12 protein-coding genes are annotated in these 15,943 nt (G+C 68.1%); 9 read left to right on the forward strand and 3 right to left on the reverse strand.

Annotated elements, in window-relative coordinates:
• The first annotated feature begins 26 nt into the window (after window positions 1-26).
• The 4 genes from RAH39_RS09830 to RAH39_RS09845 all read left to right on the forward strand — a co-directional run bounded on the left by RAH39_RS09830 (window position 27) and on the right by RAH39_RS09845 (window position 7,675).
• Window positions 27-2,033 (forward strand): M13 family metallopeptidase, encoded by a 2,007-nt coding sequence (locus RAH39_RS09830; RefSeq protein WP_306589923.1) that lies wholly within the window; start codon window positions 27-29, stop codon window positions 2,031-2,033.
• A gap of 35 nt (window positions 2,034-2,068) precedes the next feature.
• Window positions 2,069-3,718: a dipeptidase gene (locus RAH39_RS09835; protein ID WP_306589924.1), complete on the forward strand. Its 1,650-nt coding sequence runs from the start codon at window positions 2,069-2,071 to the stop codon at window positions 3,716-3,718.
• A 120-nt stretch (window positions 3,719-3,838) separates the two neighbouring features.
• Window positions 3,839-5,617 (forward strand): M1 family metallopeptidase, encoded by a 1,779-nt coding sequence (locus RAH39_RS09840; RefSeq protein WP_306589925.1) that lies wholly within the window; start codon window positions 3,839-3,841, stop codon window positions 5,615-5,617.
• A gap of 15 nt (window positions 5,618-5,632) precedes the next feature.
• Window positions 5,633-7,675, forward strand: a complete 2,043-nt coding sequence (locus tag RAH39_RS09845) for an OPT family oligopeptide transporter (protein ID WP_306589926.1) — start codon at window positions 5,633-5,635, stop codon at window positions 7,673-7,675.
• 94 nt (window positions 7,676-7,769) lie between these two features.
• On the opposite strand, the gene RAH39_RS09850 is transcribed toward RAH39_RS09845, so the two are convergent.
• Both RAH39_RS09850 and RAH39_RS09855 read right to left on the reverse strand, forming a co-directional pair.
• Window positions 7,770-8,546 (reverse strand): inositol monophosphatase family protein, encoded by a 777-nt coding sequence (locus tag RAH39_RS09850; RefSeq protein ID WP_306589927.1) that lies wholly within the window; start codon window positions 8,544-8,546, stop codon window positions 7,770-7,772.
• A 38-nt stretch (window positions 8,547-8,584) separates the two neighbouring features.
• Complete coding sequence (locus RAH39_RS09855; RefSeq protein ID WP_306589928.1) at window positions 8,585-9,253, reverse strand: Dph6-related ATP pyrophosphatase; 669 nt, start codon at window positions 9,251-9,253, stop codon at window positions 8,585-8,587.
• A gap of 73 nt (window positions 9,254-9,326) precedes the next feature.
• Here RAH39_RS09855 and RAH39_RS09860 point away from each other — a divergent pair, with 73 nt between their 5' ends.
• The 5 genes from RAH39_RS09860 (at window position 9,327) to RAH39_RS09880 (ending at window position 15,262) form a co-directional block, all read left to right on the forward strand.
• A complete protein-coding gene (locus RAH39_RS09860; RefSeq protein ID WP_306589929.1) occupies window positions 9,327-9,872 on the forward strand; it encodes a NifU family protein in 546 nt (181 codons plus the stop codon).
• Between the two features lie 70 nt (window positions 9,873-9,942).
• Window positions 9,943-10,944 carry a sensor domain-containing diguanylate cyclase gene (locus tag RAH39_RS09865; protein ID WP_306589930.1) on the forward strand — a complete coding sequence of 334 codons (1,002 nt, stop codon included), beginning with the start codon at window positions 9,943-9,945 and terminating at the stop codon, window positions 10,942-10,944.
• A gap of 91 nt (window positions 10,945-11,035) precedes the next feature.
• Window positions 11,036-13,099 carry an alpha-ketoacid dehydrogenase subunit alpha/beta gene (locus RAH39_RS09870; RefSeq protein ID WP_306589931.1) on the forward strand — a complete coding sequence of 688 codons (2,064 nt, stop codon included), beginning with the start codon at window positions 11,036-11,038 and terminating at the stop codon, window positions 13,097-13,099.
• Between the two features lie 119 nt (window positions 13,100-13,218).
• Window positions 13,219-14,076: an MBL fold metallo-hydrolase gene (locus RAH39_RS09875; RefSeq protein WP_306589932.1), complete on the forward strand. Its 858-nt coding sequence runs from the start codon at window positions 13,219-13,221 to the stop codon at window positions 14,074-14,076.
• A 55-nt stretch (window positions 14,077-14,131) separates the two neighbouring features.
• Complete coding sequence (locus tag RAH39_RS09880) at window positions 14,132-15,262, forward strand: PQQ-dependent sugar dehydrogenase (RefSeq protein WP_306589933.1); 1,131 nt, start codon at window positions 14,132-14,134, stop codon at window positions 15,260-15,262.
• 8 nt (window positions 15,263-15,270) lie between these two features.
• Here RAH39_RS09880 and RAH39_RS09885 read toward each other — a convergent pair whose 3' ends face one another.
• Window positions 15,271-15,681, reverse strand: a complete 411-nt coding sequence (locus tag RAH39_RS09885) for a response regulator (protein ID WP_306589934.1) — start codon at window positions 15,679-15,681, stop codon at window positions 15,271-15,273.
• Window positions 15,682-15,943 lie beyond the last annotated feature (262 nt).

The raw sequence follows: 15,943 nt of genomic DNA on the forward strand, positions 1-15,943 counted from the left end.
CCGCGCTCCGGAGAAAGGAAACGATCTTGAAGACCCGACCCGCCCTCCTTGCCGTGGCGCTGCTGGCGCCCCTTTCCGCCCAGACGGCCTATCACGGGTTCAACCCCGCGAACATGGACCTCTCGGTCAAGCCCACCCAGGACTTCTTCCAGTACGCCGTGGGCGGCTGGGCCAAGCGCACCCCCATCCCCGCGGAGTACGACCGCTACGGCGTGGACCAGGAGATCGACGCCCGCACCCACCGGATCCTGAAGGAGATCCTGGAAGCCGCCGCCGTCGCCAAGGGCGCACCGGGCTCGGAAACCCAGAAGGCCGGCGATTTCTACTCCAGCGGAATGGACGAGGCCGGCATCGAGGCGCAGGGCATCGCGCCCCTCAAGCCATGCTTCGCGCGCATCGACGGGGTGAAGGACGCCGCGTCCTTGGCTCCCGTCCTGGCGGACCTCCACCGGATCGGCGCCTACGCCGGGTTCTACTTCGGCGTCGAACAGGACGACAAGGAGAGCAGCCGCTACTCCATGGTGCTGGGCCAGGGCGGGCTGGGCCTGCCGGACCGCGACTACTACCTGAAGGACGATCCCAAATCGAAGGAGCTGCTGGCCGCCTACCGCGCCCACGTGGCGAAGATCCTGGGCCTGGCGGGCTGCGATCCCAAGGACGCCGACCGCGTCCTGGCCCTGGAAACCCGCCTCGCCAAGGCCAGCATGAGCCGCGTCGAGCAGCGCGATCCCAACGCCGTCTACCACGCCCTGACGCCGGCGCAGCTGAAGGCCGCGGCTCCGGGCTTCCCCATCGACGCCTACCTCAAGGCCCTGGGCACCGCCGCGCCGGATCGCTTCGTGGTCCGCCAACCGGCCTTCCTGGCCGAACTGGGGAAGGCCATGCAGGAGGTTCCCGCGGACCAGTGGCGCGTCTACCTGCGCTGGACCCTCCTCCGCAGCGCCGCCCCGGCGCTGCCCAAGGCCTTCGAGCAGGAGGCCTTCGCCTTCTACGGCACGCGGCTCCAGGGCACCACCGCCCAGCACCCGCGGTGGAAGCGCGTGATGTTCGCGGCGGACCGCGGGCTGGGCGAGGCTCTGGGTAAGCTCTACGTCCAGCAGGCCTTCCCCGCCGCCAGCAAGGCCAAGGTTCTGGAGATGGTGGAGAACCTCCGCGCCGCCCTGAAGGTCCGCATCGAGGGCCTGGCCTGGATGAGCGCCCCCACCAAGGCCAAGGCCCAGCAGAAGCTCGCGGCCATGCGGGTGAAGATCGGCTATCCCGACGTCTGGCGCGACTACGCCAAGCTCGACCTCAAGCGCCAGCCCTACGTCCTGAACGTGCTGGAGACGCGGCGCTTCGAGTTCCAGCGGCGGCTGGCGAACCTCGGCCGGCCCATCGACCGCAACGAGTGGGAGATGACGCCCCAGACCAACAACGCCTACTACAGCCCCACCATGAACGAGATCGTGTTCCCCGCGGGCATCCTCCAGCCGCCCTACTTCGATCCCGCCTCGGACGACGCCGTGAACTACGGCAACATCGGCGCCACGATCGGGCACGAGATGACGCACGGGTTCGACGACGAGGGCCGCCAGTTCGATGCCGACGGCAACCTCAAGAGCTGGTGGACCGCCGAGGACGAGAAGGCCTACAACGTCCGCGCGGAACTGGTGGTGAAGCAGTTCGACGCCTTCGAGCCCCTGCCCGGCCTCAAGCTCAACGGCCGCCTCACCCTGGGCGAGAACATCGCCGACCTCGGCGGGCTCAAGCTGGCGTGGGACGCGTGGAAGCTCAGCCAGAAGGGCAAGCCTCCCGTCGGCAAGATCGAGGGCTTCACGCCGGAGCAGCGGTTCTTCCTGGGCTACGCCGAGACCTGGCGCACCCTCACCCGCGAGGAGGCCGCCCGCCTGCGCGTCGTCACCGATCCCCACAGCCCCGCCAAGTTCCGCGTCAACGGGCCCCTGGCCAACCTGCCGGAGTTCTACGGCGCCTTCGGCTGCCAGGACGGCGATCCCATGAAGCGGCCCGAGAAGGACCGCCCGGCCATCTGGTAGCCTCCTCCCTGCACTCCGTAGCCACAAGGATTCCCATGCGATTCAGACCCCTCGTCCTCCTCGGGACCCTCCTCGCCGCCGGCGCGGCCCTGGAGGCCTGCACCAACCTGCTCGTGACCAAGGGCGCGAGCAAGGACGGCTCCACCATGATCACCTACGCCGCCGACAGCCATACGCTCTACGGCGAGCTGTACTTCAAGCGCGGCGGGCGCCACCTCGCCGGCGAGCTGCGCGACATCCGCGAGTGGGACAGCGGCTTCACCTTCGACACCGGCAAGCTGCTGGGCCGTATCCCCGAGGCCGCCGTCACCTACACCCGCGTGGGCAACATGAACGAGCACCAGCTCACCATCGCCGAGACCACTTTCGGCGGGCGGAAGGAGCTGGCGGGCCCCAGCGGGATCATCGACTACGGCAGCCTGATCTACATCGCCCTCGAGCGCGCCAAGACCGCCCGTGAAGCCATCGACGTGATGACGCAGCTGACGGAGGAATTCGGCTACGCCAGCACCGGCGAGAGCTTCTCCATCGCCGATCCCAACGAGGTGTGGATCCTCGAAATGGTCGGCCGCGGCAAGGGCCAGAAGGGCTCCCTGTGGGTGGCGTACAAGCTCCCCGACGGGACCATCAGCGCCCACGCCAACCAGGCCCGCATCCGCCAGTTCCCGCTGAACGACGCCAAGACCGCGATCTACAGCAAGGACCTCATCTCCTTCGCCCGCGACAAGGGCTGGCACAAGGGCGGAGACGCGGCCTTCAGCTTCGCCGACGCCTACGCGCCCCTCACCTTTGGCGCCCTCCGCGCCTGCGAGGCCCGGGTGTGGAGCATCTTCAACCGCGCCGCCAAGAGCCAGAAGATCCCCATGGATTTCGTGAAGGCGGAAAAGGGCGCCAAGCCCATGCCGCTGTTCGTCAAGCCCGACCAGAAGCTGGACGTGCGCGACGCCATGGAGCTGATGCGCGACCACTATGAAGGCACAGATTTCGACATGACCAAGGACGTGGGCGCCGGCCCCTACAAGCTGCCCTACCGGTGGCGGCCCATGGGCTTCAAGATCGACGGCCAGGATTACGTCCACGAGCGCGCCATCAGCACCCAGCAGACCGGCTTCTCCTTCGTGAGCCAGGCCCGGAGCTGGATGCCCGATCCCGTCGGCGGCGTCCTGTGGTTCGGCGTGGACGACACCTACACCACGGTCTACGTCCCCATCTCCTGCGGAATCAAGGAAGCGCCCCGGGCCTTCGCCATGGGCACCGGCAACTTCGATTCATTCAGCTGGGACAGCGCCTTCTGGACCTTCAACTTCGTGAGCAACTACACCTACACGCGCTGGAGCGACATGATCGTCGACGTCCAGAAGGTGCAGCGCGAGTTCGAGGGCCGCTACGCCGCCGACCAGGCGGAAGTGGACCGCACCGCCCTGGAGCTGTACAAGCAGAACCCCGCCGCCGCCCGCGACTACCTCACCCAGTACGCCGCCCGGGAGACCGACGAACTGATGGGCCGCTGGAAGAAGCTGGGCGAATTCCTGATCTGGAAATACCTGGATGGCAACGTCCGCAACGAGAAGGGCGAAGTCACCCACCCCAAGGCTCCCGAGGACTGGCTGCGCTGCATCGTCAAGGACCACGGCGACGCCATCAAGGTCAAGAAGGTGGAAGGGCTCGCGCCCGACGAGGAATGACCCGGGCCAAAGCCCCTCGATTCCAGGAAAGGCCCCGCGATGCGGGGCCTTTCCGCATCCACTTGTGACCTCCGGCCGTTCGCTCCCCGTGGGATGATGGCGGGTTTTCCCGAGGTCTCCATGCGCCGTCCCGATCCGCATTCCTACTACGATTCCACGCAGCCGAAGACCCGGCGCCTCCGCCTGAAGCTGGGGGTGGATTTCGCCGAGAAGCGGATCGACGGCGAGGCGATCCTCGAATTCGGCCGACCCGGCTCCGGCTCCCTGGACCTCGACACCAAGGGATTGGAGATCCGGAGCGTCCATGTCCCGGGCCAGGGCCCCATCCCCTGGGAACTGGGGGAGGCCGATCCCATCCTCGGCAACCGCCTCCGCATCCAACTGCCGCCGGATGCCCAGGAAGTGGCCATCGCCTACCGCACGGCCCCGGACGCCATGGCCCTCCAGTGGCTGGAGCCGGAGCAGACCGAAGGGAAGGTCGCGCCCTACCTGTTCAGCCAGTGCCAGCAGATCCACGCGCGGACCATGGTCCCCTGCCAGGACACGCCCACGGTGCGGGTGTCCTACCAGGCCGAGGTGACCGTCCCTGACGGCCTCACCGCCGTGATGTCCGCCGGCCCGACCGGGGACGAGCGCACCCGCGACGGCCGCCGCGTGTTCCGCTTCGCCATGCCCCAGCCCATCCCGTCCTACCTCCTGGCCCTGGCCGTGGGACGGCTGGAATCCCGCGACCTCAGTCCCCGCGCGCGGGTGTGGGCCGAGCCGGAAACGGTGGAGGCCGCCGCCTGGGAATTCGCGGGCGTGGAGGACATGATCCTCAAGGCGGAGGGCCTGTTCGGACCCTATCCCTGGGACCGCTACGACATGCTGGTCCTGCCCCCCTCCTTCCCCTACGGCGGGATGGAAAACCCCCGCATGACCTTCCTCACGCCCACCCTGCTGGCCGGGGACCGCAGCCTGGTGGACGTGGTCGCCCACGAGCTGGCCCACAGCTGGACCGGCAACCTCGTGACCAACGCCGGGATGGAGCACTTCTGGCTGAACGAGGGCTTCACCGTGTGGGCCGAGCGCCGGATCCTGCGCATCCTCCACGGGGAGGACGCCGCCGCCCTGGGCTGGGCCACGGGCCAGAAGGCCCTGGAGGAGAGCCTCGCGCGATTCAAGGACCAGCCGCAGCTCACGGTCCTGCGGATGCACCTGGACGGCGTGGATCCCGACGACGCCTTCTCCAGCATCCCGTATGAAAAGGGCGCCCGCCTGGTGGCGGCCCTGGAGCGGGAGGTCGGCGAGGAGCGCTTCCTCCGCTTCCTCCGCGAATACATGGACGCCTTCCGCTTCACCTCGATCACCACCGAGCAGTTCTGCACCTTCGCGGCGGCCAAGCTGCCCGGCGCGCTGGAGGCCGTGGACGCCCGCGCCTACCTCGACCGCCCCGGCATGCCCGCCACCGCGCCCGAGTTCCGCAGCGTCCAGCTCGACACCCTCACGGTGCTGGCGGAGAGCTGGAAGGACGGCGGCCGGCCCAGCCTCCATCAGATCGCCAGCTGGAAGCCCTCGGAACTGCTGGTCTACCTCCAGAAGCTGCCCCGCGACCTGTCCGTCGCCGACTGCGCGTGGCTGGACGAGCACTTCCACCTGATGGGCCGCGGCAACCACGAGATCCTGGTGGAGTGGCTCACCCTGGCCGCCGCCGCCGACTACGAGCCCGCCTTCTCCAAGATCCGCGAGGTCCTCACCCGCGTGGGCCGGATGAAATACCTGCGCCCCCTCTACGGCGCCCTGGGCCGCCACGCCCGCACCCGCACCCTGGCGCGCGAGATCTTCGCCGCCGCCAGCCCCGGCTACCACGGCCTCTCCCGGCGCGTCGTGCAGTCCGTGCTCGAAGCCTACGCCGCCTAGCGCCCAGGAGCCCCCATGTCCCACGGATCCGATCCCCAGGAAATCAAGGGCCTGCCCGCCAATGCGCGGCGGGAGCTGGCGCCCGGCGAGAGCTACGTCCCCCTGGTGCCCCAGGACGGGATGCCCGAAGTCACGCCCCGCGCCATCACGATGGGCCTCATCTTCTGCGCCATCTTCAGCATGGCGGCGGCCTACCTCGCCCTGAAGCTGGGCCAGGGGATCGAAGCCGCCATCCCCATCGCCATCCTCGCCGTGGGCCTCAGCCGGTTCTTCCCGCGGAAGAACACGATCCTGGAGAACGTGATCGTCCAGAGCATCGGCGCCAACAGCAGCCATGTGGTGAGCGGCGCCGCCTTCACCATCCCCGCCCTCTACATCCTGGCCCAGACGCCCGGCAGCGGCGTGCCCACGCCCACCCTGTGGCAGGTGGTCCTGGTGAGCTTCCTGGGCGGGTGCATCGGGATCCTGTTCCTGGTCCCCCTGCGCCACCACTTCATGGTGGAGAACCACGGGATCTTCCCCTGGCCCGAAGCCACCGCCACCGCGGAGATCCTGGTGACCGGCGAGAAGGCCGGCAACCAGGCCAAGGAACTCGCCATCGCCGCCTTCATCGGCGCCGCCTACGACGGCATCACCTCGATCTTCCGCGGCATGGGCGAGTACCTGCGCCTGGAGCACGTGTGGGTGGGCCGGGCGCTGCGCGAGAAGTTCATGTCCTTCAACTTCCTGAACAGCGCGGCCACGCTGGGCATCGGCTACATCATCGGGCTGAAGTACTCCGCCGTGATCGCCGCCGGCTCCTTCTTCAGCATGTTCGTCCTCGTGCCCCTCTTCCACGCCATCGGCCAGTACGTGCCCATGGTGGTGGCGCCGGGCACGAAGCTCATCGCCGACATGACGCCGGAGCAGGTGTTCTTCGCCTACATCCGGATCGTCGGCGTGGGCGCCATCGCGGGCGCGGGCGTCATGGGCGTGCTGGCCTCCATGCCCAACATGATCCGCAGCATCATCAGCAACCTCAAGGCGCTGAAGAACCGCGACGCGGCGGCCGAATCCGCCACCGCGGCCCGCACCGACCGCAGCCTCGGCGGATCCATGGTCGCCGTGGGGCTCGTCACCTGCACCGTGGGGACCCTCGCCTTCCTCAGCTTCGGGCTGGGGATCAAGCAGGCGTTGATGCCCGCGCTGGTGGCCACCCTGGTGGTGATGATCATCGCCTTCTTCTTCGCGCCCGTCGCGGCGCGGGCCATCGCCACCATCGGCACCAACCCCATCAGCGGCATGACCATGCTGACCCTCGTCATCACCGGCGTCCTGATGCTCAAGCTGCACTTCACCGGCGGCTACGGGATGTTCCTCACCATGATGGTGGGCGGCATCGTGTGCACGGCCCTGGCCGCCTCCGGCGCCTTCAGCACCGACCTCAAGATCGGCCACTGGATCGGCGCCACCCCGGCCCGCCAGATCGCCTGGAAGTTCGTGGGCACCTTCGTGGCGGCCCTGTTCACGGGCATCGCCATGTGGCTGATGGCCAAGCAGGTGAACCTCGACGGCACCATGGCCCTGGGCACCTCCATCCCCGCTCCCCAGGCCAGCGCCATGAAGGCCATCCTCGAAGGCATCTTCGGCACCGCGTCCATGCCCCTCCGCTGGTACGCCTTCGGCCTGGGCGTCATGCTGTCCATCGTCCTGCGGATGGTGGAACTGCCCGCCCTGGGCTTCGCCCTGGGGATGTACCTCCCCATCGAGCTGAACACGCCCCTCTTCCTCGGCGGCCTCCTGGCCCACTGGGTGAACCGGCCCAAGGCGGGCACCTCCGAAGCGGACGCCAAGGCCCGGGAGAACCGCGGCGTCCTGATCGCCAGCGGCCTCATGGCCGGCGGCGCCATCATGGGCGTGGTCGCCAGCTTCATCAAACTGAAGTGGACTGAAGGCTTCCCCCTGCTCAGCGCCCACCAGGCCGAAGGCGCCCTCGGCGAATGGATCGGCGTCCTGGCCCTCGTGGCCCTCTGCCTCTACGTGGTCGTCTACAGCCGGCAGGCGAAGGGCGAGGCGTAGGAAAGCGAAGGACTATCAACCGCAGATAACGCAGATAGGCGCAGATGAAAAGCCGCAATCGGGCTTGATCTGCGTCATCTGCGGTTCCTAGAAATCACTTGACCAGTTCGGCCACCAATTCCGACTGCACGCCCCGCGGGCCCACGGCCAGATTCCCGCTGTCGAACCACCCCTGCCCGCCCTCCCAGTCAGTCAGCGCGCCGCCGGCCTCCCGCACCAACAGGACGCCGGCGGCGAGGTCCCAGGGTTTGAGGCCCAGCTCGAAGTAGCCGTCGTAGATCCCGCAGGCGACGTGGGCCAAATCCAGGGCGGCGCTGCCGGCGCGGCGGATGCCCTTGGCGCGGGGGAACACGCGGTTCAGGGCGGCGTTGAACCTCGGCCAACGGTCCCCCAATTGATAGGCGAAGCCGGTGGCGAGGAAGGCGCCGTCCAGGCCCGCCTGTTGGGAAACGCGCATGGGGCGGCCGTTCCAGGTGGCGCCCCCACCGCGCACCGCCGTGAAGCAATCCTCTCGCAGGGGATCGAGGACGCAGCCGACGACGGCACCTTCGGCATCCCACAGGGCCACGGAGACGCACCAGTGGGGGAAGCCCTGGACGAAGTTCAGCGTCCCGTCCAGGGGATCGACGATCCAGCGGATCTCCTCGTTCCCGGAGCCGCCGCCCTCTTCGCCGAGGAAGCCGTACTGGGGAAAGCGGAAGCCCAGCTCGGCGCGGATGGCCGCTTCGGAGGCCCGGTCCGCCTCGCTCACGACGTCGTTCTTGGTCTTTTCCTCGATAGTGGCGGGATCCAGCTTCCGGAAATAGGAGAGCAGCACCTTCCCGCCGGCCTGGGCCGCGGCCTCGCAGGCCTCGCGTTGAGCATCGAACATGGTCACCGTCCTGGGGCGATTCTCCCATGGGCGGAGCGTCAGGCCGGCAGCAGGTCCGTGAAGACGAAGCCGTCCCGCAGCACCGTCTCGCCCTTCCGGAGCGCCACGGGCCCCCGGAACATGGGGCCGTCCCAGGCGAAGGTGTGGAACTCGCCCCGCTCGCCGCAGGGATCCACCTCCGGCGGCAGGTCGGCCAGCAATTGGGCGTCGAATTCCCGGCCCGCGAACGCCGGATCCAGGGCGCGGGGATCGACGCAGGCGAGGGTGGCTTTCAGTCCACCACCGACCATCTCCCGGGCGAGCGCCGCCGTGTCCCGTCCCCAGAGGGGGAAGATGGGCCGGAGTCCGGTGCCCTCCAGTTTCTGCATCCGATAGGCCCGAACGTCCTCCAGGAAGAGATCCCCAAAGGCCATCACCTCGAAGCCCTCGTTTCCCGCCCGCCGGCAGACTTCAGCCATCAGCGCTTCATAGACTTCGTTGGAGCAGGGCCAGGGGAGCGGCACCTTCCACAGCGGCAATCCAGCCGCCTCCGCCTGGGCTTCCAGAAGGGCCTCGCGCACCCCGTGCATGGCCACCCGCTCGAAGGCGGCGTTGGTGGTGGTGAGCAGGGCCGCCACATCCACCTCGCCCCTTTCGCGAAGCACATGGAGGGCCCAAGCGGCGTCCTTGCCGCTGGACCAGCTCAGGAGGGCCTTGGGTCGGGTCATCTCCTCAGGATAGGGGCCCTGAATCCGAGTCGAAAATCCTGACGAATTTGGTAAACTTTGTAGGGAGCCTGCCATGCCCAAGGTCATCAACATCGAACCCACGCCCAATCCCGACGCCCTGAAGTTCCTGGTGCATCCGGCCATCCTGCGGGCGGGCTCGCGGTCCTTCAAGGACTTCGGCGCTGCCGTGGGCGACCCCCTCGGCTCCAGCCTGTTCGGCCTGGGTAAGGTCACGTCCGTCTTCTACATGGATCGGTTCGTGACGGTGAACAAGGAGCCCTCCGCCGAGTGGAGCGACCTCATCGACCCCATCTGCGAGGCCATCGAGGACCTGAGGTTGCCGGAGAGCGACACCGGCGATCTGGCCGCCAAGACGACCGGCGGGGACGCCGACGCGACCCTGGAGCGGATCAACCACCTACTCGATACCCGGATCCGCCCCGGCCTGGCCGGCGACGGCGGCGGCCTGGAGGTGATCTCCTTCGACGGCCAGACCCTCCAGATCAGCTACCACGGGGCCTGCGGCTCCTGCCCCTCCTCCACCAGCGGGACGCTCCGGTACATCGAGGGCCTCCTCCAGGAGGAGATCAGTCCCAGCCTCCGCGTCGTGAGCTGGTAGCCGAAAGCGTCCCGAACCCTTGCGCCGCGGGAAAAGCTCACCACTCTAGAAGGGACCCTCGGAGTCCAGCGTGAGTTCAGGCAAGGCGGCCAAACGGCCGGGGAGCGAGATTGGTTCTCTCGCGGCCCTGGCGGACCTGTTGGAGGAGAGCCATGCCGATCCCTGCCGGCTGTTCGAGCAGGGGCTGGCCCTCCTCGTGGCCCGCCTCGGCGTGGATCGGGCGCTCCTGACGCGGGTGACGGGCCTGGGCTACGAGGTCTTCTGGTGGGCTGTGGCGCCCGGGATCTCCATGGAGTGCGTGTTCAGCGCGCCGGAAAAGGGACTCTGTCCCACGGTCCTGGCCCACCCCGACCTGCCCCTCGTCGTCTCCGACACCGCCACCGATCCCCAGTGGCGCCATCGGCCGGAGCTGTCGGATCTGGGCATCCGCGCCTACGCGGGCCTCGCCCTGATGAGCGGCACCACGGCGATCGGGACCCTCTGCCTCCAGCACCGGACGCCGCGGACCTTCGATGCGGACGACGTGGCCCTCCTCCGCACGCTGGGCCAGCTCATGGGCCGCACCCTGGATGCGGAGAACCGGAAGCAGGAGCTGCGCGGTGCCCTCGACGCCCTCGACCTCAGCAGCGCCATCGTGGAGGACAGCGCCCTCCAGGGGCCCCGGACGGGCCTTCCCAACCGGCGCTACCTCGACGTGTGGCTGCGCGCGTCGCTGTTCATGGCCCGCCGGCGGGACGAGCCCATCGCGGTGGCGCTGTGGTCGCAGCCCATGGCCGCGGGGACCCGCACCCTACTCACGGGGGCGGCGGCCCATCTGCGGGGAGAGGATCTCCTCATCGAGCTGTCCACGGACCAGTACCTCCTGGTCATGCCCCACACGGACAGGGAGGGCGCGGAAGTCCTGCTGGCGCGGCTCCGCAAGTCCCTGGGCCTCCACCCCACCGGCGCCGCGGTGTGGCTCCCCGAGGGCGATGACATGACCTTCAGATCCGCATTGACGCGCGTCGGCCGGGCCTTCACCGAGGCCGTGCGCCAGGGCGTTTCCGTGGTCTGGGCGCCGGCGGGGAATTGACCTGAAGCCGCACCGCTGGCTCCTCCGGCGGGTCCGTGGGAAGATGGGAGGCTCTGGCACCGCCGGGAAAAACCCGGTCCCATGGAGGTGGATGTTGGATACTCCGGCCCTGGTGAAGGCGGCCTCGAACGCCCCGGACGATCATGCAAGCCCCAGCCACGAGGATCTCTGTCGCTGGTACGAGCTGATGCACCTGGGGCGCCTGCTGGACGACAAGGCGCCGAACTACCTGAAACAGGCCATCGGGTGGTCCTATCACGCCCCCTGCGCGGGCCACGACGGGATCCAGCTGGCCCTGGGCCTCGCGTTCCGCCCCGGGAAGGACTTCCTGTTTCCCTACTACCGCGACCTGATGACGTGCCTGGCCGCGGGGCTGACGGCGGAGGAGATCATCCTCAACGGGATCTCCAAGGCCACGGATGTGGCGGGCGGCGGCCGCCACATGAGCAACCACTTCGCCAAGCCGTCCATCGGGATCCAGAACGTCTCCAGCCTCACGGGCAACCACACCCAGCACGCCGTGGGCCTGGCCCGCGCCGTCCAGCGCTACGAACGCGACGCCGTCGTGTTCTGCAGCCAGGGCGAGTCCTCCTTGTCCGAGGGCTACTGCTCCGAGAGCGTCAACGGCGCCGACCGCGAGAAGCTGCCCGTGGTCTTCGTGGTGCAGGACAACGGCTACGGGATCTCCGTGCCCAAGCGGGACCAGAGCGCCAACGAGCACCTGTGCGACAACTTCAGCGGCTACCCCAACCTGAAGATCATCAAGTGCGACGGGTTGGACGTCCCGGATTCCATGCGCGCCCTGGATGAGGCCGTCGCCTACGCCCGCTCCGGCCGCGGCCCCGCCATGGTCTACGCCCTGTGCGTCCGCATCGGCAGCCATTCCAACTCCGATCGCCACGAGCTGTACCGCGACGAGGCCGAGCTGAAGGCCGCCAAGGCCCAGGATCCGGTTCCCCGCTTCCGCGCCTACTGCCTGGAACACGGGCTGACCGAGGACGAGCTGAAGGCCATCGAGACGGAGAATCAGGCCCGCTACCTGGCCGCGCACGACAAGGCCATGGCCGCGCCCAATCCCGATCCCGCCACGATCCACGACTTCGTCCTCCCCGAAGGCTGGGTGTCCGAGGCCTATCCCGACGGGCTGCATCAGGCGGAAGGATCCCCCATCAGCCTGATCACCGCCCTGAACCAGACCCTCAAGGAGGAGTTCCGCCAGAACCCCGACACCTTCATCTGGGGCCAGGACATGGCCAACCGGGACAAGGGCGGGATCTTCAACGTGTCGAAGGGGATGCAGCAGGAGTTCGGCGAAAAGCGGGTGTTCAACGCCCCCATCGCCGAGGACTTCATCGTCGGCACCGCCAACGGCTTCTCGCGCCTCGACGACAGGATCCGCGTGGTGGTGGAGGGTGCCGAATTCGCCGACTACGTGTGGCCTGCCGCGGAACAGATCGTGGAGTGCAGCCACGACTACTGGCGCACCAACGGCCAGTTCTCGCCCAACATCACCCTGCGCCTGGCCTCCGGCGGCTACATCGGCGGCGGGCTGTACCACTCGCAGAACGTCGAGGGCTGGCTCACCACCCTGCCGGGAATCCGCGTGGTGGTGCCCGCCTTCGCCGATGATGCGGCGGGCCTGCTCCGCACCGCCCTCCGCAGCCGGGGAATGACCCTCTACCTGGAGCCGAAGTTCCTCTACAACGCGAAGATGGCCCACGCCGTGGTGCCGCCGGATTTCGCGGTGCCCTTCGGCAAGGCCCGGGTCCGCCGCGAAGGCACGGATCTTACCATCCTGGCCTACGGCACGCCCGTCCACTTCGCGCTGGAAGCCGCGGCGAAGCTGGAGAAGGACGGCCACTCCGCAGAGGTGATCGACCTCCGCAGCCTCAGCCCCCTGGATACCGACGCCATCGTCGCGTCCGTGAAGAAGACCCACCGCGTGCTGATCGCGCACGAGGACAAGGTCTTCGGCGGCTTCGGCGGAGAGCTGGCGGCCATCTGCGCCTCCGAGTGCTTCCCCTGGCTGGACGCCCCCGTCGAGCGCGTGGGCTCCGAGTTCACCCCCGTGGGCTTCAACCGCATCCTCGAACGCGCCACCCTCCCCAACGCCGACAAGGTCCTGGCCGCGGCGCGGAAGGTCCTGGCGTTTTGAAGAGGACCCGCGAAAGGCGCGAATCGCCCTTCGGGCGCGCGAAAGAAAAGATATCTGCTCTTTTTTTCGCGTCGGTTCGCGCCTTTCACGGGTCCGGTTTTTTTCGATAGGAGGCGCCCATGCAATTCGGCCCGTGGGACGTGCAGATCGTGAGCGGCGGGACATTCCGCCTGGACGGCGGGGCCATGTTCGGGACGGTGCCGAAGGTGGTCTGGAACAAGCTCTATCCGGCGGACGAGGACAATCAGATCCCCATGGCCACCAACTGCCTGCTGATCCGCGGTGAAGTGGACGGGAAGCGGCACGTGATCCTCGTGGACAACGGGAACGGCGACAAGGAGAGCGACGACTTCATGGCCCGCTTCAAGTTCGAAGGGCGCGGCGTGCTGGACGCGAACCTCGCCCGCCACGGCGTGAAGCCCCAGGACGTCACCCTCTGCATCCTCACCCACCTGCACTTCGATCACGCCGGCGGCAGCACGCGGCTGGACTCCGAAGGGAAGGTGGTTCCCAGCTTTCCCAATGCGCGCTACGTCGTGCAGGCAAAGGACCTCGCCGACGCGAAGCATCCCCACCTGCGGGTGAAGGCCAGCTACCTTCCCCAGAACTGGGAGCCTCTGGAAGCCGCGGGCGTCCTGGACACCGTGGACGGCGAGACGGAACTCCTCCCGGGGATTTCCGTGCGGCCCGCGCCGGGACACATCGAGGGCCTCCAGAACGTCGTCGTCGAAGGCGGGGGAAGGCGCCTCGTCTACCTCGCCGACCTGATCCCCACCGCCCGCCACATCCAGCCGGCCTGGGTGATGGGCTACGACCTGGACGTGGTGACCTGCGTGGACGAACGGCAGAAGGTGCTCGACGAGGTGGCCGGCACCGGCACCGTCTGCGTGTTCGAGCACGATCCGGAAATCCCCGCCGGGACAGTGGCCCGCGACGCCAAAGGGAAGTATCGTGTGGAGGCGCTCGGCGCCTTCTGATCACATGGAATAAATCGACACCAAGAAGGATCCCAGGAGCGCTGCAGGAGAGTGCATGCGCGTCCGAAATTCAGCCCCCTTTGCGTTGAGTCTCGCTTTGCTCGTGAGTTGCGGCCACGGAAGCAACGATGCGCCGCCGCCCTCCTCTCCCACCCCGCCGGCCGGCGGCACTTTCGCCCGCGCCACGGTGGCCACGGGGCTCGCCAATCCCACGGCCATGGTCCTGGCTCCCGACGGACGCATCCTGGTCTGCGAGCAGGGCGGCAGCCTACGGGTGGTGAAAGGGGGCCAGCTCCTGGCATCTCCCGTGCTCACCGTTGCCGTGGATGCCAGCGGAGAGCGGGGCCTGATCGGCGTGACGGTCGATCCGGCCTTCGGGACCAACGGCTTCGTGTACGTCTACTACACGAGCCCCACGCCGGCTCCGCACAATCGCATCAGCCGTTTCACCGTGGCGGGAGACGCCGCGGTGGCGGGGAGCGAGGTCGTCCTCCTCGACCTGGACAACCTGAGCGCCGCCACCAACCACAACGGCGGAGCGCTGCACTTCGGGCCCGACGGCAAGCTCTACGCGGGCGTGGGGGAGAACGCCCTGGGTGGCAACGCCCAGAACCTCTCGAACATCCTGGGCAAGCTGCTTCGGCTCAACCCCGACGGCAGCGTGCCCACGGACAATCCCTTGCTGGCCCAGACCTCCGGAAAGAACCGCCTCATCTGGGCGCTGGGGCTGCGGAACCCGTTCACCTTCGCCTTCCAGCCCAGAACCGGGCGGCTGTTCATCAACGATGTGGGCCAGGACACGTGGGAGGAGGTGGACGAGGGACGGGCCGGCGCCAACTACGGCTGGCCGGCCACCGAGGGAGCCACAACCAATCCGGCCTATGCCAGCCCCCTGTACGCCTACCCTCACAGCGGCGGCTCCGTGACCGGCTGCGGCATCGTGGGGGCCGCCTTCTACGATCCGGCGACGGCGGCCTTTCCCGCGGCCTTCCTCCACAAATATCTCTTCATGGACCTGTGCGGCGGCTGGATCCGTACCCTGGATCCCGCCACCGGCGCGGTGGGCGACTGGCTGACGGGCTTCTCCACTCCCGTGGACCTGCGGGTGGCCGCGGACGGCTCGGTGCTCGTCCTCTCCCGAGGCGGTGGAGGAACGCTCCAGCGCGTCACCTACACAGCGCCCTAGAGGCCCCCTTACGTGGAAAGGCGCGCGGGCGTGGGAAGGGCGTCCGCGAGGCCACGGCGCAGGTTCATGATGTCGAAGGGCTTTTCCAGGCAGCCCACCTCGGGATGCTGCCGAAGGATCGGAGCCATCGCCTCCCGCGTGCGCCCCGTGGCCACCAGCACCGGCAGATCCGGCCGCAGGGCCCGCAGCCGCGGCAGGGTCCCCGCCCCGCCCAGTCCCGGCATGTCCATGTCGAGGATGACCAGCGCGGGCTCCAGGCCCGCCGCCAGCATCTCCAGAGCCTCCTCCCCGGTGTAGGCCGACAGCGAGGACCGCCCCAGGTGGTCCAGCATGGCTCCGAGAATCTGGTGGATCAGCGGTTCGTCGTCCACGAGCAGGACGACCGTCCGCGCGGGAACGCTGGAGGCGGGGGAAGTCATGGCATCCGGAATGGGTTTCGGCTTTCTCTCAGACCCGCCATACGCGCTGATGAAGGACAGGACCAGAAAAAATCCAATTTGGAAGTAAAGCCAGTCTACAGCACCGTTGTGAAGTGTCGATTCCATCAAAAGGGAGCGCTTTAATCAAAACGTATCAATTAGTTAAAAAACAGCATGGCGGGGGCGTTCCATAAATCCGGCCCTCTTGCCGTCGTAAGGTGTTCGGCGATATGCATGAGCGGATCGCCTTCCTGCGCGGCCT

Source organism: Geothrix sp. 21YS21S-4 (assembly GCF_030845995.1).
Taxonomy (GTDB): Bacteria; Acidobacteriota; Holophagae; order Holophagales; family Holophagaceae; genus Geothrix.